Origin of the sequence: Myceligenerans pegani, from assembly GCF_014892515.1 — a bacterium.
GTDB lineage: Bacteria > Actinomycetota > Actinomycetes > Actinomycetales > Cellulomonadaceae > Myceligenerans > Myceligenerans pegani.
The window spans coordinates 40,534-58,832 of record NZ_JADBGR010000019.1 but is presented as its reverse complement, the minus strand read 5'-3'; the positions used below and the strand labels follow the sequence as shown (position 1 = coordinate 58,832).

The following is an 18,299-nucleotide window of genomic DNA, read 5'->3' as shown; positions in this document are numbered from 1 at the left end:
ACCTCTATCATCTCAATGACAAATCAGAGCCGATGGCAGCCCCAGCCGACAGCGTGACACCGCAGCCGATCGCCTCGGAAGGAGAACCGTGCAGGACGACCGGAACGATCCGACCCGTGAGCCGCAGGCCACGGGTTCGCGCGACCAGGCTGCCACGCCGGAGCCTGCCACGCCGGAGCCGCAGCAGAGCGCACCTGCTCATGCGCACGCTCATCCTGATCTGGGAGAACCGGCGAGCGTCCACGTCCTCACCGTCGACCAGCGGTCCCGGCTCGTGCTCGCCGGCGAGATCGACGCGAAGATCGCGGGCGATCTGCAGAACGCCATCAGCGAGGCCGAGGGATCGCGGCTCCCGGTCGAGATCGACGCGCACCACGTGACCTTCATGGACTCGTCCGGCGTGGCGTTCCTGGCCCGGCTGGCCAGCCGGAGCCCGCACAAGGTCCGGGTGCTCCGGGCGCCACCGACGGTGCGCTTCCTGCTCGAGGTCACGCGCATCGGCGACCTGCTGGAGATCGTCGACGAGGACCTGGCCACGAACTGACTGTGTTTTCCCGAGCCGCCAGGCTCCGTCCTGTGTTTCCCGAGCCGCCGGGCTCCGTCGTCCTCGGCTCCTGCGTCGCCTGCGGGCGCCGTCGCGACGCTTCGCATCCGGCGGCCGGGGATCGGTTGCGTGTGTGTGGGGGGGGGGGGCTGTTGGGTTTCCCGAGCGGCTGGGCTCCGCCGCGCGGCCTGCTACATCGCGCGACGGTCCGCCCGGTCCGCGGCGATCATCCGCGGCGTGACGACGTGGAACCCCGTCGCCGGGGTCGCCGGCTCGCAGCGGTGCTCGTTGTCGATCCGGAACAGGTCCATCGCGCCGCACACCTCGAGCACGAACAGGTCCCTCTCGTCGGCGCCCCGGATCACCGTGGCGCCGCCACGCTTCGCGCCGGAATCCGCCAGCGAGATGAGGAACGCCGCGCCCGTCGAGTCCATGAACGTGACACGGCACATGTCGATCACCAGGAGTTGACGGCGAAGGCCGACGACACGAGCCGCGATGCCTGGAAACTGGTCCCGTTCCTGCAGGTCGAGCTCTCCGGCGATCACGAGAGTCGTCGTCGTCGGTGACGTCGCGATCTCGATCATGCTCACGAGAGTAACCACAGATCGCCGATCCCACCGGTTGAGTGGAAGGATTCGCCCGGATCGGACCCTTCCGGGAAATATGGAACAGTCCTGGGCCCGAGAGGGGAGAATGTCCTCATGAGCCACGACAACCTGCTCGCGGGTCCCGCCCCGGTCGAGCTTCCCGACGACTTCCCCGACGTCCGCACCCGCCTCGCTGCCGGCGACGACCCGGCGGCCGTGGCCGCGGGGAACCCGGCGTCCTCCCTGGCCTGGGCGGCGCTCGCGGAACGCGTCCTCGCCGCGGGCGACGGCGCGGGCGACACCCCGGGCGACGGTGCGGGCAACACCGCCACCGCGCCCGTGGCGGCGTACGCCTACGCACGCACCGGCTACCACCGCGGCCTCGACGCGCTGCGCCGGGCCGGGTGGCGCGGGCAGGGCCCGATCCCCGCGGCACACGTGCCCAACCAGGGCTTCCTACGGGCGCTGCTGGCGCTGTCCGAGGCCGCCGCGCTGATCGGGGAGGCCGAGGAGCGCGACCGGTGCCGCCAGTTCCTCGTGGACTCGGGCAGCTCGGCCGACGAGGTGCGGGCCCTGGTCGTCGCCGGCCGGTGAGGCACCCGGGCCGCCGGATCGACCCCTCCTTCGTCGATGTCGGTGGTCACGGGTAAACTCGCCGTCGCTCAACAAACTCCCGAGAAGGTGGGAAATCCATGCCAGGCGTGGTGCTCGTCGGTGCCCAGTGGGGCGATGAGGGCAAGGGGAAGGCAACCGATCTTCTGGGTTCGCGTGTCGACCATGTCGTGAAGTTCAACGGTGGAAACAACGCCGGCCACACCGTCGTGATCGGCGACGAGAAGTACGCGCTGCACCTGCTTCCGTCCGGCATCCTGTCGCCAGGCGTCACGCCGGTCATCGCGAACGGCGTCGTGGTCGACATCGACGTGCTGTTCTCGGAGCTCGACGCCCTGGAGGCGCGGGGGGTCGACGTCTCGCGCCTCCTCGTGTCCGGCAGCGCCCACGTCATCGCGCCGTACCACCGCACCATCGACAAGGTGACAGAGCGGTTCCTGGGCAAGCGCCGGATCGGGACCACGGGCCGTGGCATCGGCCCCGCGTACGCGGACAAGATCAGCCGCGTCGGCCTACGGATGTGGGACCTGTTCGACGAGAAGATCCTGCGCGCCAAGATCGAGGGCGCCCTCGACCAGAAGAACCACCTGCTCGTGAAGGTCTACAACCGCCGCGCGGTGGACGTCGACGAGACGGTCGACGAGCTGCTGAAGCACGCCGACCGGCTCCGCCCCATGGTCACCGACACGTCGGTGGAGCTGAACCGAGCGCTCGACGAGGGCAAGAACGTCCTGTTCGAGGCGGGCCAGGCCACGATGCTCGACATCGACCACGGCACCTACCCGTTCGTCACCAGCAGCAGCGCGACCGCGGGCGGTGCGGTCACGGGCTCCGGCGTCGGGCCGACGCGGATCGACTCCGTGATCGGCGTCATCAAGGCCTACACCACGCGCGTCGGTGAGGGCCCGTTCCCCACCGAGCTCTTCGACGACAACGGCGCGTTCCTCGCCAAGGTGGGTCACGAGTACGGCACGACGACGGGGCGGCCTCGCCGCTGCGGCTGGTACGACGCGGTCATCGCCCGCTACGCCTCGCGGGTCAACGGGCTCACCGATCTCGTGGTGACCAAGCTGGACGTGCTGACCGGCCTGGAGAAGGTCCCGGTCTGCGTGGCGTACGACGTCGACGGCGTCCGCCACGACGAGATGCCGACCGACCAGACGGCGTTCCACCACGCGACGCCGATCTACGAGGAGCTCGACGGCTGGTGGGAGGACATCTCCGGAGCCCGCACGCTGGAGGATCTCCCGCCCGCCGCACGCGCCTACGTGGACGCCCTGGAGCAGATGTCGGGCACGCGGATCTCGGCCATCGGCGTGGGCCCGGCCCGGGACGCGATCATCCCGGTCCACGACCTGATCCACGCGCGCGGTCACTGAGTCCCGTATCCGGAGCGTCCCGTATCCGGAGCCGACGCCACCCGCCGCCGCGCGACCTCCTACACTGGAGCCCCGTGAAGATCCTCGTCGTCGGGCCCGGTGCCCGTGAGCACGCCATCGTCCACGCACTCGCCGCGGAGGCGAAGAGCGGCGAGGCGCACGAGATCCACGCCGCGCCGGGCAACCCGGGCATCGCCGCCGAGGCCACGCTCCATCCGGTGGATGCGGAGGACGGCGCGGCCGTCGTCGCGATCGCCCGCGAGATCGACGCGGACCTGGTCGTGGTCGGGCCGGAGGCGCCACTGGTGGCCGGTGTCGGCGACGCCCTGCGGGAGGCCGGCTTCCCCGTGTTCGGCCCGGGCGCCGAGGCCGCGCGGCTGGAGGGCAGCAAGGCCTTCGCCAAGGAGGTCATGGCCGCGGCCGGCGTGCCGACCGCGATGGCCCACGTGTGCACCGACCTCGACGAGGTGGGCGCCGCCCTCGACGCGTTCGGCGCCCCCTACGTGGTGAAGGACGACGGCCTGGCCGCCGGCAAGGGTGTCGTCGTCACCGAGGACCGGGACGTGGCGCTCGAACACGCACGCGCCGCCCTGGACGCCCGCGGCGGCGCCGGCCAGGTCGTGGTCGAGGAGTACCTGGACGGCCCCGAGGTCTCGCTCTTCTGCGTGTGCGACGGGAGGAGCGTCGTGCCGCTCGCCCCCGCCCAGGACTTCAAGCGCATCTTCGACGGCGACGAGGGCCCCAACACCGGCGGCATGGGCGCCTACAGCCCGCTGCCGTGGGCACCCGCGGGTCTGGTGGACGAGGTCGTGTCGCGGGTCGCGCGGCCGACCGTCGACGAGATGGCCCGACGCGGGACCCCGTTCAGCGGCGTTCTCTACTGCGGACTCGCGCTCACCTCGCGCGGTATGCGCGTGGTCGAGTTCAACGCGCGCTTCGGGGACCCGGAGACGCAGGCGGTGCTCGCGCGTCTGGTGACGCCGCTGAGCCGGGTCATGCTGGCCGCTGCCCGGGGCGAGCTCGCGGACCTGGAGTCGCTGCACTGGCGGGACGAGGCGGCGGTCACCGTCGTCGTGGCGTCCGCCGGTTACCCGGCGTCGTCCCGGAAGGGCGATCCGATCACGGGGATCGAGGAGGCCGAGGCGCTCGCCGGCGTGCACGTCCTGCAGGCGGGCACGGCCCTGTCCGAGGACGACGTGCTCGTCGCCGCGGGCGGCCGCGTGCTGTCGGTCGTCGGACTGGGCGGAGACCTGCGGGAGGCGCGCGAGAGGGCGTACGAGGGGGTGGGCAGGATCTCTTTGCCCGGCTCCCAGCACCGGACGGACATCGCCGCCAAGGCCGCTGCCGGCACCCTCACGGTCCCGGCCTGACGGAAGGACGGTGGTTGGGAACCCCGATACGGAGTTCCCAACCACGTTGTCAGGGACGGATCAGGAGCAGGAGACCGCCATCGACGACGGGGCACTGCCGTTGGCCGTGAAGCCGAACGACGTCGACTGGCCGGCGCTCAGCGTGCCGTTCCAGCCCACGTCACTCGCGGTGACCGTGGATCCGCTGACGGAGTAGCTCGCGTTCCACAGGCTTCCGATCGTCGTGCCGGACGGCAGCGTGAACTGCGTCGTCCAGCCGCTCACGCCGGAGGAACCGCCGGTGACCGTGATCTGGCCCTGGAATCCGCTGCCCCAGTTGTTCACGACGTCGAAGGACGCCGCGCAGGTCCCGGGCCCGGGGTCCTCGGTCGGGTCCTCGGTGGGATCTTCCGTGGGGTCCTCGGTGGGATCCTCGGTCGGGTCCTCCGTGGGGTCCTCGGTCGGGTCCGGGGTGGGCCCGTCACCGATCGGCGGGTACGCGTTGGCCACGAGCATCTCGAACTGCTCCTGGAACCACCAGCCCGACAGCGGGGCGTTCGGCAGCGCGCCGGTGTAGGCGCCGCCGAGCTTGTCCGCCTGGTAGGTCGGGTCGCACATCCGGTCGAAGCCCTTGCCCTCGTCGTTCGGGATCTCCTCCGAGGCGCCGTCGGACTCGCCCGGCGGCTTGACCCACACGAAGGCGTGCAGGTGCGACTCGGCGTAGCCGGCGGGCGACACGGTCGGGCGCTCGCCGATGCCGGCTCCGTCGGGGTTGCACCAGGCGCCACGGTGGTTGCGACGATCCACGCGGGACTCGTCCACGTAGGTGTTGAGGTCGCTCGACGACGACGCCGACGTCGGGCGCTCCGGGCCGCCCCAGCCGTTGCGGGACGTGTCGATCAGCATGCCGATGCGCGACGGCGCTCCCTGGGCGACCATCCGGTCGTACAGGTCGGCGGTCCAGTCGATCTCGTCGAAGTCCGGGTTCCACTCGTAGTAGTTCGCCGAGCGCACCTGGCCGCCGCCGACCTGCAGGTTCGGGTTGGTCAGGAACGGCTCCTCGAGCGGCGTCGTGTTCGCCGTGTTGGTGACGAAGCCCGCCACGGCGTCCCAGCCGTAGGTGGAGCCCTCGATCACGCTCGCGAACTCCTGCGCGCTGCCGCTCGCGTTGTCCGGCCAGCCCAGCCAGCCCGAGTGCGCCGCGTCGATGTACGAGTAGACGTTGCCCACCTCGTGCAGCCGGTCGAGGGCGTACCGCACGCCCTCGCGGTAGTACGGCGCGGACTGCTGGCAGGGCGGGTGGGACGCGTTCGTCACCAGGTTCGGCAGCGAGTCCGGCTCGATCACGGCCGAGATCCGCAGGTTCTCGTACTCCGGACGGTCGAGGATCTCGACGATGGCGTCGATGTACTCGGTCTTGTAGCGCTCCATGCCCTCGTCCGTGGCGGGCAGTTCACCGTTGGACGCGAGGGCGAAGCAGTCGCGGCCGGGCAGGTCGTAGATGACGAGGTTGAACACCAGCGGGCTGCCGCCGGCCTGCGCGACGGCCTGGTCGAGATGCCACTCCAGGCCGTGCTGCCGGTCGATGCCCTCGATCGCCTGGATGCGGTCCATCCACACGTGGGTGGGTTCGTTCGCGATGGCGCGCATGTCCTCGCCGAGCGAGCCTCCCGCCACGTCGGCGGCCTCCAGCACGTCCTCGCGCCAGTCAGGGTTGATGTACTGCGCGGCCCCTTCGTACGGGTTGCCCACCGCCGCGGTGGCCGATGGCGCCGCCGCCAGCGCCACCAGGGCCGACGCGGTGACCAGCGCCCCTGTGGCTCCGGCCGCGATTCCCGCGCGCACCTTCTTCTCTCGTTGCACGATGCCCTCCCGGGTCGTTCGTTTCGCACGCGCCCGCCGGCCCTCCTCCGCGGTGGGGCCGGCGGCGCGCGCACCCCGCAGGCCTTTCTGCGTGGCCTGGGAATCGTTGCCCGGGCGACGACTTGGACGACACCAGACGAATCGTTTAACAGGCGGCCGCTTCCACGCCGCCGCACGGTCACCGCCGTGCGGCGTCTCGGAGACGGAGCGAGTGAGCAGGCGCCGTCTCACCGCGGATCCGGCGGCGCGGTCGAGCCGCGGACCACCAGCCCGCCGGCGGCCACCGTCGTGGAAGGAGGTGCCTTCTCGCGTTTCGTCCCGTCCGCACGCAGCACGCCGAGGAGCGCGTGTCCGACGGCGTTCCCCAGGCGTTCCACCGGATACGGCACGGCGGTCAGCGACGGCGTCGTGAGCCGGCACGCCGCGGCGTCGGTCCCGGCCACGACGGAGAGCTGCCAGGGCACGTTGACGTTCAGCCGCCGCGCGACGTCGAGCACGACGCCGGCCGTGACGTCGTCGTCGGTCACGACGGCGGTGGGATGGCTCCCCGACGAGAGCAGCGAGCCGACGGCGGCCGCCGCCCGGTCGACCCCGTCCCCGGAGACCGCCTCGAAATCGATTCCGGACTTGTTCAGCGCCCCGCCGAGCGCGGTCGCGCGCCGCCGGGTCGACAGGAGACCCTCTGCCCCGGTGAGCATGGCGACCCGGCGATGTCCCAGATCCGCCAGGAACTCGCCGACCTGGGCGAACGCCGTCGCGTCGTCGAGCACCACGCTGCGCCACGCGGGTGGGGCCGGGAGGGCCGGGTCTCCGACCATGACCGCCGGGGCGGGCAGGTGGCGCAGGGCGGCGAGCCGGGCGTCGTCGGACCGTAGGCCCGTCACGACGAAGCCGGCGTAGCGGCGCTCCGCCCACCACTGGCGCATGAGGTGCGCGGCCTGCTCCACGCTGCTCGCGGTGTGGACCGCGAGCGTGACACCGGCCTCGTCGAGCACCTCGGCCGCGGCCGTGACGAGATCGAGCGTGGAGGCGGCGCGCGACCCGGCGGCGCCGTCGTGCACCGCGACGAGGGCGGCCGCGCCGGGGCCGGCACGCAGGGAGCGGGCGGCCGTGGCGGGACGCCAGCCCAGTTCGTCGGCCACCCGGAGCACGCGCTCGCGCGTCACCTCCGCCACGCCGCGTCTGCCGTTGAGGGCGTACGAGACCACGGCCGTGGACACGCCGGCCGCCCGCGCGACGTCGACGATCGTCGGTCGTCGCCTGCCCTCGCCGGAACGTGACCGGCCTCCCCGGGGTGAGGCAGGAATTCCACCTTTTCCCGCCGAGTTATCTGGATCTTCGTGATGATTCGGTCGCGCCGTCGAGACCATTCCCGTAGCATGCCCTGTTAGCCCATACTTTGCACAGCGTCGACGAGGACGGGGTGTGAGCATGACATCCGTAAGGGGCAAGTACTCTCTGGCCGTGTTGTCACCGGTCGTCGGTGGGCACTACTTCGGCAAGGTCCTGGCGGGCGTGTCCCGCGCGGCCCGGGCGGGAGGCCACCGGGTCGTCGTCGTGCAGACGTACCCGGCCGACCTGGAGCGCGCCCAGTTCCCGGAGGAGCCGCCCGTCGGCGTGCCGGTCGGGCTGGACGCGGCGGACGGCCTGATCGTGGTGACGACCGCCGTCGACGCCGAGACCGTGCAACGGCTCGGCGCGGAGGACCGGCCCATGGTGCTGGTCGGCGAGCACTCGCCCGGCGCGCAGGCGCCCGCCGTCGCGCCCGACAACGCGGGAGGCACACGCGCGGCCGTCGAGCACCTCATCTCGCACGGCCACGTCGAAATCGGTTTCGTGGGCAGTCTGCGGCAGTCCGACATCGTGGAGCGCTACGAGGCCTACCGGGCCACGCTGCGCGACCACGGCATCGAACCGCGCGACGAGTGGGTCTACCAGGCGGCCGACAACCAGGAGGCGGCGGGCGCGGCGGCAGCGCGGCAGGCCCTGGCCGCGGGGATGCCGACCACCGCGACGTTCGTCGCCACCGACCGCAATGCCGCCGGCTTCACCAGGATGCTCCAGGTCAGCGGGCTCGCCCTGCCGAGGCGGCAGGCGATCGTCGGCTTCGACCACTCCGACCTCGGCGCGCGCATGCGTCCGCGGCTCGCGACCGTCGACCCGCATCACGACGGCGTCGGCGAGCTCGCCGTCTCGCTCCTCGTCGCGCAGATCCGTGGCGAGCGGCCGCGGGGGCGGCATCTCTCCGCGGCGAGCCTGATCACCCGCGAGTCGTGCGGCTGCCGGGAGGCGAGCGTGGGCCCCGTGCAGGGCACCGGCGGCGGGGCGTCGAGCTCCTGGGCACGCCTCGCCGGTGTCGCGGAGATCGTGCTCGACGGCGCGGGGGCCACCCCGGGCATCGAGGCGTGGATGCGCAGCGTGCAACGGATCGTCCGGGCTGCCGACGCGCTCGCCGTGCTGCCCGACGCCGACGCGCTCGCGTCGCTCGTGGACATCACCCGCGCGCTCCGCCCGCACCCCGAGGCCCTGGAGCAGCTCGTGCCGGCGCTCCGCTCGGTCGAGGAGGAGCTGGCCAAGGCTCGGAAGGGCGGGACCCGGGCTCCCGGCGAGCCCGGGCCGACGGCCCGGCGCCGTGCCGTGGCCCGCGCCATCACCGACGTCATCGTCGCGCTCAGCACCGGGTGCACGCAGACGCTGCTCGCCAGGGCCGGCCGCCTCGAGCGGACGATCGGCGAGCAGTACGAGCTCGACCTGGGGCTGCTGCACGCGGACGCTCCCACCATCCGGACGCTGCGCTGGCTGCCCACGGGACACCGCGGTCCCGCCACGCTCGCGCTCTGGTCCGACGCCGCCGAGCGACTCGCCCACCCGCCCGTGCCCGACGACGTCCCCCGGCCCGGCCTGCGGGACTACGCGGGTGAGATCGACAGCCCGGCGCCACGGCCTCCGGCGGGGACCGCGGCGGACCCGGCGCGCGAGCTCACCGTCGTCGGCACCACGTCGACGTCGGCCCAGGCCCGCGCGCTCGTCGGAACGAAGCTGCCCGTGGCGTCCTTCCCCACGCGGGCCCTGCTCGACTCCGCCGACGGGATCGCCTTCGTCATCCCGGTCACCTTCGACACGAGCGACTGGGGGCTGCTGCTCATCGGCGGTGCGATCGACACGCACGCCACCAGTGCTCGCGACAAGTTCGACCACTGGGCGGCGATGCTCGCGGTCGCGCTGGACCGCGAGGCCCGGCTGGTCTCGCTGCGCACGCAGCGGGCCGCCCTCGCCGACATGGCCGCGCGCGAGCGGGCGCTGGCCCTCGACCTGCGGGCGGGCCAGGTGCGTTACCGCCTGGTCGAGGAGGTGGCGCTGGAAGGCACCTGGGACTGGGACATCACCACGGGTCACGTGTACTACTCACGCACCTGGAAGTCGCTGCTCGGACTGACCGACACCGAGGTCGGCACTGGCATCGAGGAGTGGACGAGCCGTGTCCACGCGGACGACCAGCGCGCGGTGCGATCCGCGATCGCGCAGCAGCTCGCCGGGGCGTGTGAACCACTGGACCTGGAGCACCGCCTCATGGCGGCCGACGGCCGTGAGCTCTGGGTGCGCGCCCGGGCCACGACCGTCACCGACGACGCGGGAGTGCGGGCCCGGATGGTCGGGGTGCTGATGGTCCTGGGCTTCCAGGGCGATCCGGACGGGACGGAGGGCACCGAGGCGACGCCGTGGCGCACCTCACGCGTGCGTCCACAGGCCGATGCCTCGCCGTTCCCCGCCTCCCAGTAGACTCGGCCCCGGAATTCCCTCGTCTTTCAAGGAGCCCCCGTGGGACGCGTCGTCGTCGAGGTCATGCCCAAGCCCGAGATCCTGGACCCCCAGGGCAAGGCCGTGGTCGGGGCGCTGCCGCGCCTCGGGTTCACGCAGTTCACCGGTGTCCGCCAGGGCAAGCGATTCGAACTGGAGGTCGACGGCGAGGTCACGCCCGAGATCCTGGAGCAGGCTCGCAAGGCGGCCGAGGAGGTCCTGTCGAACCCGATCATCGAGGACATCGTCGCCGTGACCGATGCCTCGGCGGACGCCGGGACCGCCCCCGTCGCACAGCGCGCCGGGCTGGCCTGATGGGCACGCTGAACAGCGCCAGGATCGGTGTCGTCACCTTCCCGGGCACGCTCGACGACCGCGACGCGGCCCGGGCCATCCGCCTGGCCGGCGGCGAACCCGTCGCCCTCTGGCACGCGGACGCCGACCTGCGGGACGTCGAGGCCGTCGTGCTCCCGGGCGGCTTCTCCTACGGCGACTACCTGCGGGCCGGCGCGATCAGCCGGTTCGCCCCGGCGATGTCGTCCGTGATCGACGCCGCGCGCGGTGGCATGCCGGTGCTCGGCATCTGCAACGGGTTCCAGGTCCTCACCGAGGCCCACCTGCTGCCCGGTTCGATGATCAAGAACGACCACCTGCACTTCGTCTGCCGTGAGCAGACGCTCGTGGTCGCCAACGCCAACACGGCCTGGACCAACGAGTTCGCCACGGGGCAGAGGATCACCATCCCCCTGAAGAACCAGGACGGTCAGTACGTCGCGGACGAGGCCACGCTCGACCGGCTCGAGGGTGAGGGCCGCGTCGCCTTCCGCTACGACGGCTGGAACCCGAACGGCTCGCGCCGCGACATCGCGGGCATCACCAACGAGAGGGGCAACGTGGTGGGCCTGATGCCGCACCCCGAGCACGCCGTCGAACCGGGCTTCGGCCCCGCCGGCGCGGACGGCCCGCGCGCGGGCACGGACGGGCTCCCGTTCTTCCGGTCGGTCCTGGCGTCGCTCGTCGGGGCGTGACGATGGCGGTCGGGGCGCACGACGGCGCGCTCGCCGAGGCCGCGACCGAGCGCGGGCCGGCCGGGCGGGTCGGGCGGGTCGTGACCGAGTCCGGTCGAGCCAGGCAGGCCGCCTCGGGGCAGGTCGTGGCCCAGCGTGTCGCGGCCGAGCAGGTTGCGTCCGAGCAGGTCGTGGTCGAGCGGGTCCCGTTCGACCATCCGGACGCCGTCGCCCTCCGGCTCGCCGCCGTCGCGGAACTCGCCGAGCGCTACGGCGACGATGGCGACGCGGACGAGTACTTCGACCCGGCGACCATCGTCGCGACGGTCGTGATCAGGGCCGGCGGTGTCGCCGCCGCGGGCGGGAGCCTCCGGGACCTGTCCGGGGCCGACGACGGCGTGGGTGGCCGGCACCCGTCGGGGACGGGCGAGGTCAAGCGCGTCTTCGTGGGCGCCGTGTTCCGGCGCCGCGGCCTCTCGACGCTGATCATGGAGGAACTCGAGTGCTCCGCCCGTGAGGCGGGCCTGACGCGAGTCGTCCTGGAGACCGGGACGGCGCAGCCCGAGGCGATCTCGCTCTACGAGAAGCTCGGCTACGAGCGCATCGCGCCCTACGGCAAGTACGCGGGCGAGGAAGACCAGCGCTGCTACGGCAAGGCTCTCTGACCGGGCAGGCTCCTCCTGCTCCTCCTACTCCCCGCGCAGGTAGCTCAGCTGCGCCGTGACGCTCTGCCGAGCCGCGCCCAGGACGCTCGGGTCGACGTCGGCGTACACGATCCCCACCACCGCGTCGGCGAGCTCCGAGATCTCCGCGCTCCGGCCGTCGTCGGGCACGCCGAGCCGGTCCAGCGCGCGCCGCACCTGCTCGAGCCGCTCGATCCGGTGCGCACGGTACATGCGCACGGCCGCCGCCAGGTCACCGATCGGCTCGCCGTGCGCGGGGAGCCCGAGGGTGCCGGCACCCGCCGATTCGAGGGTATCGAGGCTCTCGAAGTAGTCGTGCAGCGAGCCGTCCGGCTCGGCGATGACCGTGGTGCCCTTACCGAGGACGGTGTCCCCCGTCAGCACGACGGTCTCCGTGTCCGACGACGCCGGCCCGCTGACCACGAACGACACGGAGTCGCGTGTGTGTCCTGGCGTTGCCAGAACCTCGATCCGCAGGCTCGCCGCGTCGAGCACCTCGCCCCCGCGCAGCGGCTCCCCGCCGAGACAGAACTCGGGGTCATGGGCCCGCACGGGCGCTCCGGTCCGCTCCCGCAACCCGGCTGACCCCGCGGTGTGGTCCGGATGCCGGTGCGTGATCAGCACCAGTTCGACGGGCCCGGCACCGGCCAGCGCGTCGAGGTGCTCGTCGAGGTCCGGCCCCGGATCCACCACCACGCACCCCACGGCGCCGGGCGCCCGCAGCACATAGGACCGGGTCCCGTCGAGCGTCATCGGGCCGGGGTTGTCGGCCCGCAGCATCGACACGAACGGCGTCACGATTCTCACGCCCCCACGCTACGCGCTCAGGGCGCCGGCACCGGGCGGAGGTCCGGCGCCGGCGCCCTCGCGCGACCTCTTACCTCACCACGGCCACTTCTTCACGGTATACGCCTCGATCACGGTCTCCCGCAGACTGTTCCCCGCCGCGTCCGTCACCTCGGCACGGAGCGACACCGCCGAGGTGCCCTTCGGGACCTTCACCATGGCCACGCCGTTCCTGGTCCTGGCCTCCTTCCAGTCCCTGCCGTCGTTCGCGGACCACCACAGGCGTACGTCGGCGTCACCCTCGGTACCGGTCACCTCGACCCCGACCTTGGTGCGCCGCGGTGCCGCGCCTCGCAGATCGATCCCCGCGACGTCGTACCGGACATCGGGCAGTTCCCGCGGCACGACCTCGTCCTCGCCGACCGGTTCGGCGTGGAACGTCCACTCGCCCGTGACGCGCTTCGCGGTGTACCACTGGTCGGACGCCGGGATCCCGTGGTAGGCGACCCGGTAGCCCGCGCCGCCGGGCGGCATCGTCAGCTCGGCCCATCCGGGTGCGTCGTCCACGACGACCTCGCCGTCCTGCCAGACGGTGAGTCGTTCGTCGTCCTCGCCCCAGCCCGTGAACGTGTTTCCGGCCGAGTCCGACCAGCCGTTCGGGAAGATCGCGAGCAGGTCTCCCAGCTGCGCGGCGTCGGCCTGCGGAGTGCGGGGCGCCCCGCCGATCGTCTCCTCGACGGTTGAACCGGGCTCGTACGCGGTCAGCGGCGAGTCGTAGCCGCCGAGGATCTCCTCCCCGGCGGGGGTGCCGTAGAGCGTGCCCTGGAACCAGTTCACGTTCCGCGCGCTCACGTACTCGGTCCGGGTACCCGGCTCCACGGGGACCAACGTCGCGGAACCGAAGAACCGACCTTCCGGCAGGGCACCGCGGCCCGTCAAGATCGCGACGTCCCGTGCCGGTTCCGCGTGCGTCGTCCTCACGGCCGCCAGGTCCCCGCGGCGCGCGGTGAATGTCCCCGTGGTCACCGGGGATTGCTGGAACACCAGGTCGTAGGTGTACGACGGTCCCGTCCCATCCGAGGTCGGCTGGTCCAGGTGCGCCGAGGTGACGTGGTCGAACTCTCCGATCGACACCGGCTCGGTCGGCGTGACGAAGGCGTCGGCGCCCCCGACGCTCACCCCCGTCGAGATGCCGCCCCCGTTCGGGTCGGTCCGCTGCTCGTCCAGGCCGAGCTCCCTCACCGACGCCCTGCGCGGCGTGGCGATCGACACCGGCAGGGCCTCCCGCGCGTCAAGCGTCACGGTCGTGTCGGCGGTGACGGTCACCTCGGGCGCGAACGCGTCCGTGACCTGCGTGAACGTGTCGTTGAGCATGCTTGCGGCGACCGAGTAGTGGCCCGCGGGCACGCGCAGGGTGTGCGTCGCGTCCTCGGTGAGGTCGGAGAACAGGAACTGCCCGGCGTCGTCGACGTTCATGACGGCGAGGTCCGTCATTCCGTCCTCGAACGGCATTCCGTCCCGTCCGACGAACTCCACCTCCAGGTCGAACAGCTCGGGCTCCTTCTCCCAGCCCACGGGTGTCCGCACCGTCGCGCCGTCCGGGCCGGTCGCCGTGACCACGCCGGAGTACCGGCCGATGGGCCCGAGCGCAAGGTCCACGGTCACGGCGACCTCGGCGGTGCCGTTCGCCGGAACGGTCACCCGGTCGTCCGAGACGGACGCGCCCTCGGCGGCCTCGCCGTCAGGGCCGGTCACGGCGAGATCCACGCCGAGGACGACGTCCTGGTCGCCGGTGTTCCGGTACGTGACCGTGTCCGACGCCGTGCCCTCGTGCGGGTGCTCGAAGGCGCCGAGCGAGACCGACGCCGGATCGGCCAGCACCGGCTGCTCGATCGCGGCGGGCAGGAAGACCCGCCCCGCACCCTCCTCGAAGACGGACGCACCGGTCGGGTCCGCCGACCCCATCAGGACGGCCTTCAGTTCGGCCGCGCCCAGGTGGGGCCGAGCCTCCAGGACGACCGCCGCCGCACCCGCGACGTGCGGCGTCGCCATCGAGGTTCCGCTCAGGGCCGTGTAGTGCTCCCCGACGGGGCTGCCGAGCTGCGTCCCCGCCGCACGCGCGGCGACGATCTCCTCGCCGGGAGCGACGACGTCGGGTTTGATGGCACCGTCGGTTCGTGGCCCGCGGCTCGAGAAGTCGGTGACCACGTCGTCGTCGTCGACCGCGCCGACCGTGAGGGCCGACGACGCCGAGCCGGGCGTCGCGATCGATTCGTCCATGCCGTCGTTGCCGGCCGCGACGACGAACAGGGCGTCGTGCTCCGCGGTCAGCTGGTCGACGGCCAGCGCCATGGGGTCCGTGCCGTCGGTGTACTCGGACGCGCCGAGGGACATGTTGATGATGTCCGCGCCCTGCGAGGCGGCCCATTCCATGCCGTCGATGATCGACGACTCGTCACCGTACCCGTAGTCGTCCAGCACCTTGCCGACCATGATGTCGGCATCGGGAGCCATGCCGGAGTTCACGCCGTCGGACGCGTCGCCGGACCCGGCCACGATGGAGGCGACGTGGCTGCCGTGCCCGTCCCCGTCGACGACGGACCCGGTGTCGGAGAAGTCCTGCTGCGCCACCACGAGCTCGTCCAGGTCGGGGTGGGTCGCGTCGATGCCGGTGTCCAGGATGGCGACCGTGACCCCGTCGCCGGTGAAGCCTGCCTCCCAGGCCTGGGGTGCGCCGATCTGGGGTGCCGAGTCGGCGTCGAGCGCCCGCACCGGCGCGTCGAGCCAGACGCGCTCGATCGCGGGCGCTTCCTGCGCGGCGCGCGTCGTGGCCTCGCCGGCCTGCGTGCGCAGGGCGTCGATCAGTTTCGCGCCCGCCGCGGCGTCGACGTCGTCGGACACGGCACGGACGGACTCCAGGGTGCGCTCCGGCGTGATGCCGGCCGACGTCCAGTCGCCGCGGGCCGCGAGGGTCGAGACGTCGCTCGGCCGTCCGGTCCGCTGCACGATGACCGGCAGTGTCGGCCGACCGCCGAATCCGGCGTCGGCCAGCGCGGCGACGTCGAACAACCGCTCGTCGAGCGTCTCGCCGACGAACTCGGCGACATCGGCCGGGATGACGTACAGGTGCTCGCCGTGGCCGCGCCGGAGGAACGGGACGTCCTCGCGTCCTTCGGCGCGGAGAACGGCGGCCGTCCGGCTTCCGTCCGGGGCCGTCGTGACGGTCACGCGATCGCCCGTCAGGAGCGGGACCGTGACGGACTCGGCCAGGGCCGGGGCGCTTTCGGCGGCGGCGCCGTCGGATGAACTGCCTGGCTGCGCGGCCGCGCTCGGGAGCATGCAGCTGCTCGCGACGAGCGCGGCGGCGACGGCCGCTACGGTGACTGATCGGGTACGCAAGGGTGAGATCCCTTCGTTGTTCCGGTAAAGCGGTCATCTGCGACAGATCGGAAAGTGCTCTCCGAACGTAATCGCGAGCGACCTCGCGGAACAACGAAAGGATTCGGGCTGGGCTGAACTGTGGCCTGGATCACACCAAGGCCGGTGCCCCGACCGTGGAGTCAAGGCACCGGCGCAGGGACAGCGCCTACGACGTGGCCAGCGCCTGCTCCACGTCCTCGACGATGTCCTGGACGTCCTCGAGCCCCACGGACAGCCGCACCGTGGTCTCGTTGATGCCCACCCTGGCGCGGCCGTCGGCGCCCAGCTTGCGGTGGGTCGTCGTGGCGGGGTGGGTGATCAGGGACTTCGCGTCGCCGAGGTTGTTCGAGATGTCGACGATCCGCAGCGCGTCCAGGAACGCGAACGTCCGCTTCTTGGCGCCGTCGGCGTCCGTCCCGGGCGGGACGTCGAGGTCGAACGTCACCACGGTCCCGCCGCCCGACATCTGCGACCGCGCGAGCTCCGCCTGGGGGTGTGAGTCGAGGAACGGGTAGCGCACCCCGGTGACGCCGTCGAACCCCTCGAGCACCCGCGCGACCTCCAGCGCCGCCGCGTTCTGTGCGGTGATCCGCACCGGCAGTGTCTCCAGCCCCTTGAGCAGTGTCCACGCGTTGAACGGCGACAAGGACGGCCCGGTGTTCCGGATCAGCGTCTGCACCGGACCCGTGACGAACTCGGTGGTCCCGAGGATCGCGCCGCCGAGCACGCGTCCCTGCCCGTCGATGTGCTTGGTCGCGGAGTAGACGACGACGTCGGCGCCGAGCTCCAGCGGCCGTTGCAGGAGCGGCGTCGCGAACACGTTGTCGAGCACCACGGTCGCGCCCGCGCGGTGCGCCAGCTCCACCACGGCCCGCACGTCGACGATGTCCTGCATCGGGTTCGACGGCGTCTCGAAGAAGACGACGTCCGCCGGCTCCGCGAGGGCCTCCTCCCACTGGGAGAGCACGTGCCCGTCCACGTAGTCGGTGCGCACTCCCCACTTGGCGAGGATCTCGTCGAAGATCACCACGCTCGACCCGAACAGCGCCCGGGCCGCGACGATCCGGGACCCGGACCGCACCAGCGCGGCCAGCGCCGTGAACACCGCCGACATCCCGGTAGCCGTGGCGTAGCAGGCTTCCGCGCCCTCCAGGACGCGCAGGCGCTCCTCGAAGGTGTGCACGGTCGGGTTGCCGTAGCGCGAGTAGACGAACCGGTCCAGGTCGCCGGAGAACGCCGCCTCGGCGTCCGCGGCGGAGTCGTACACGTACCCCTGGGTGAGGAAGACGGCCTCGCCGGTCTCCTGGAACTCCGTGCGGGCGTGCCCGGCACGCACGGCGAGGGTGCGCGGCCGGACACCCGCGGGCAGCGGCTTGCGCCCGGAACCGCCGGGGACGGCGTCGGGCGGGAAGGCGCCGGTCGTCGTCACGCGTCGGCCTCCGCCCACGGCAGGTCGCGGACCTTCCAGCCGCTGTGGTTGCGGACACCGTCGGGCCCCGCCGGCCCTTCGAACCCCTCCAGCACGTTGTACGACGGCGCGATGCCGGCGCTGGTGGCCAGCCGCGCGGCGCCGATCGACCGCTGGCCGGAGCGACAGAGGAACACGACCGGTCCACCGGCGGCGCCGACGCCGGCCTTCAGCTCCTCCAGGAACGCCGGGTTGGGGCGGCCGTCGGCGTGCACCCACTCCGCGAACACGGCCTGCTTGTCGAGCGAACTGACGTCCGGCACGCCGATGGTGCGCCACTCGCCCTCGGTGCGGACGTCCACGAGGGTGGCGTCCGGATCCGTGGCCAGGAGGTCCCACGCCTGCTGCGGGGTGATGTCGCCGGCGTAGCCCGCGGCCGGGCGTGCGTCCAGCGGGGGGCCCGCGTTCGCGGGGGTGTCGGCTTCGGGGTTGCTCATGGCACTCCTCCCATCGGTCGTGGCGTTAGCACCCTGGTCCGGGAGGCGTCGCGTGTGCGCGAGACCCGCGGGTTGCTGCGGGGTCGACGTGCCACGTCACTCGCCCGCTCGGGATGGTCGACGCGATCGTACGTCACCGGCGCGGGCCGATCACACAGTGAGACCAGAATGTGGACGCTCGTTGACGCGTCCGTGCGGGGATCGCAGGATGACGCCAGGTCATGAGTGCCAGCGACAAGCCCCGGCTTGCTGGCCGGCAACCCTCCTCTCGCGGTGGGGTGCCCCGGGTGACGACCAGGCCGCGTTCGAGACCGTTCGTGGCAAGCGCGGGGACGCACTCCCCCAGGACTCGCTGGAGGGCGC

General features: G+C 72.4%; 15 protein-coding genes and 1 riboswitch. Of the genes, 8 read left to right on the top strand and 7 right to left on the bottom strand.

Annotated elements, in window-relative coordinates; all coding sequences use genetic code 11:
* Positions 1-88: 88 nt before the first annotated feature.
* Complete coding sequence (locus tag IIE03_RS01715; protein ID WP_318842741.1) at positions 89-544, top strand: STAS domain-containing protein; 456 nt, start codon at positions 89-91, stop codon at positions 542-544.
* A 191-nt stretch (positions 545-735) separates the two neighbouring features.
* On the opposite strand, the gene IIE03_RS01710 is transcribed toward IIE03_RS01715, so the two are convergent.
* Positions 736-1,131 (bottom strand): STAS domain-containing protein, encoded by a 396-nt coding sequence (locus tag IIE03_RS01710; RefSeq protein ID WP_192860991.1) that lies wholly within the window; start codon positions 1,129-1,131, stop codon positions 736-738.
* Between the two features lie 117 nt (positions 1,132-1,248).
* On the opposite strand from IIE03_RS01710, the gene IIE03_RS01705 reads away from it, so the two are divergent.
* The 3 genes from IIE03_RS01705 to purD all read left to right on the top strand — a co-directional run bounded on the left by IIE03_RS01705 (position 1,249) and on the right by purD (position 4,495).
* A complete protein-coding gene (locus IIE03_RS01705; protein WP_192860990.1) occupies positions 1,249-1,728 on the top strand; it encodes a DUF3151 domain-containing protein in 480 nt (159 codons plus the stop codon).
* A gap of 98 nt (positions 1,729-1,826) precedes the next feature.
* Positions 1,827-3,125 carry an adenylosuccinate synthase gene (locus tag IIE03_RS01700; protein WP_192860989.1) on the top strand — a complete coding sequence of 433 codons (1,299 nt, stop codon included), beginning with the start codon at positions 1,827-1,829 and terminating at the stop codon, positions 3,123-3,125.
* A 74-nt stretch (positions 3,126-3,199) separates the two neighbouring features.
* Positions 3,200-4,495, top strand: a complete 1,296-nt coding sequence (gene purD, locus IIE03_RS01695; protein WP_192860988.1) for a phosphoribosylamine--glycine ligase — start codon at positions 3,200-3,202, stop codon at positions 4,493-4,495.
* A gap of 60 nt (positions 4,496-4,555) precedes the next feature.
* Here the strand turns inward: purD and IIE03_RS01690 are convergent, their stop codons facing one another.
* Both IIE03_RS01690 and IIE03_RS01685 read right to left on the bottom strand, forming a co-directional pair.
* On the bottom strand, positions 4,556-6,337 hold the full coding sequence (locus IIE03_RS01690) for a glycoside hydrolase family 6 protein (RefSeq protein WP_318842740.1): 1,782 nt from the start codon (positions 6,335-6,337) through the stop codon (positions 4,556-4,558).
* A gap of 227 nt (positions 6,338-6,564) precedes the next feature.
* Positions 6,565-7,584, bottom strand: a complete 1,020-nt coding sequence (locus IIE03_RS01685; RefSeq protein WP_408632819.1) for a LacI family DNA-binding transcriptional regulator — start codon at positions 7,582-7,584, stop codon at positions 6,565-6,567.
* 217 nt (positions 7,585-7,801) lie between these two features.
* Here IIE03_RS01685 and IIE03_RS01680 point away from each other — a divergent pair, with 217 nt between their 5' ends.
* Genes IIE03_RS01680 through IIE03_RS01665 form a run of 4 tightly spaced genes read left to right on the top strand, consistent with a single transcriptional unit; the run spans position 7,802 to position 11,807 of the window.
* Entirely contained in the window at positions 7,802-10,117 is a 2,316-nt protein-coding gene (locus IIE03_RS01680) for a substrate-binding domain-containing protein (protein ID WP_192860986.1), read from the top strand.
* Positions 10,118-10,156: 39 nt separating this feature from the next.
* On the top strand, positions 10,157-10,450 hold the full coding sequence (gene purS, locus IIE03_RS01675; protein WP_192860985.1) for a phosphoribosylformylglycinamidine synthase subunit PurS: 294 nt from the start codon (positions 10,157-10,159) through the stop codon (positions 10,448-10,450).
* Positions 10,450-11,163: a phosphoribosylformylglycinamidine synthase subunit PurQ gene (purQ, locus tag IIE03_RS01670; RefSeq protein WP_192860984.1), complete on the top strand. Its 714-nt coding sequence runs from the start codon at positions 10,450-10,452 to the stop codon at positions 11,161-11,163. The genes purS and purQ overlap by 1 nt, the downstream gene beginning before the upstream one ends.
* A gap of 2 nt (positions 11,164-11,165) precedes the next feature.
* The gene (locus tag IIE03_RS01665) at positions 11,166-11,807 is read left to right on the top strand and encodes a GNAT family N-acetyltransferase (protein WP_225997106.1); all 642 of its coding nucleotides are present in this window, start codon (positions 11,166-11,168) and stop codon (positions 11,805-11,807) included.
* A 24-nt stretch (positions 11,808-11,831) separates the two neighbouring features.
* Here the strand turns inward: IIE03_RS01665 and IIE03_RS01660 are convergent, their stop codons facing one another.
* The 4 genes from IIE03_RS01660 to IIE03_RS01645 all read right to left on the bottom strand — a co-directional run bounded on the left by IIE03_RS01660 (position 11,832) and on the right by IIE03_RS01645 (position 17,936).
* Complete coding sequence (locus IIE03_RS01660; RefSeq protein WP_192861020.1) at positions 11,832-12,605, bottom strand: MBL fold metallo-hydrolase; 774 nt, start codon at positions 12,603-12,605, stop codon at positions 11,832-11,834.
* Between the two features lie 102 nt (positions 12,606-12,707).
* Positions 12,708-16,010, bottom strand: coding sequence for a S8 family peptidase (locus IIE03_RS01655; protein ID WP_192860982.1), 3,303 nt, complete (start codon positions 16,008-16,010; stop codon positions 12,708-12,710).
* Positions 16,011-16,197: 187 nt separating this feature from the next.
* A complete protein-coding gene (locus IIE03_RS01650; RefSeq protein ID WP_192860981.1) occupies positions 16,198-17,460 on the bottom strand; it encodes an O-succinylhomoserine sulfhydrylase in 1,263 nt (420 codons plus the stop codon).
* A complete protein-coding gene (locus tag IIE03_RS01645; protein ID WP_192860980.1) occupies positions 17,457-17,936 on the bottom strand; it encodes a rhodanese-like domain-containing protein in 480 nt (159 codons plus the stop codon). Before IIE03_RS01645 ends, IIE03_RS01650 begins: the two co-directional genes overlap by 4 nt.
* A 217-nt stretch (positions 17,937-18,153) precedes the next feature.
* A riboswitch (SAM riboswitch) is annotated at positions 18,154-18,269 on the top strand.
* The last annotated feature ends 30 nt before the right edge of the window (positions 18,270-18,299 follow it).

Coding starts and splice junctions, on each gene's coding strand:
- IIE03_RS01700 (WP_192860989.1), top strand. CDS start 1,827: ATGCCAGGCGTGGTGCTCGTCGGTGCCCAGTGGGGCGATGAGGGCAAG.
- IIE03_RS01710 (WP_192860991.1), bottom strand. CDS start 1,131: ATGATCGAGATCGCGACGTCACCGACGACGACGACTCTCGTGATCGCC.
- IIE03_RS01645 (WP_192860980.1), bottom strand. CDS start 17,936: ATGAGCAACCCCGAAGCCGACACCCCCGCGAACGCGGGCCCCCCGCTG.
- IIE03_RS01665 (WP_225997106.1), top strand. CDS start 11,166: ATGGCGGTCGGGGCGCACGACGGCGCGCTCGCCGAGGCCGCGACCGAG.
- purQ (WP_192860984.1), top strand. CDS start 10,450: ATGGGCACGCTGAACAGCGCCAGGATCGGTGTCGTCACCTTCCCGGGC.
- IIE03_RS01660 (WP_192861020.1), bottom strand. CDS start 12,605: ATGCTGCGGGCCGACAACCCCGGCCCGATGACGCTCGACGGGACCCGG.
- IIE03_RS01705 (WP_192860990.1), top strand. CDS start 1,249: ATGAGCCACGACAACCTGCTCGCGGGTCCCGCCCCGGTCGAGCTTCCC.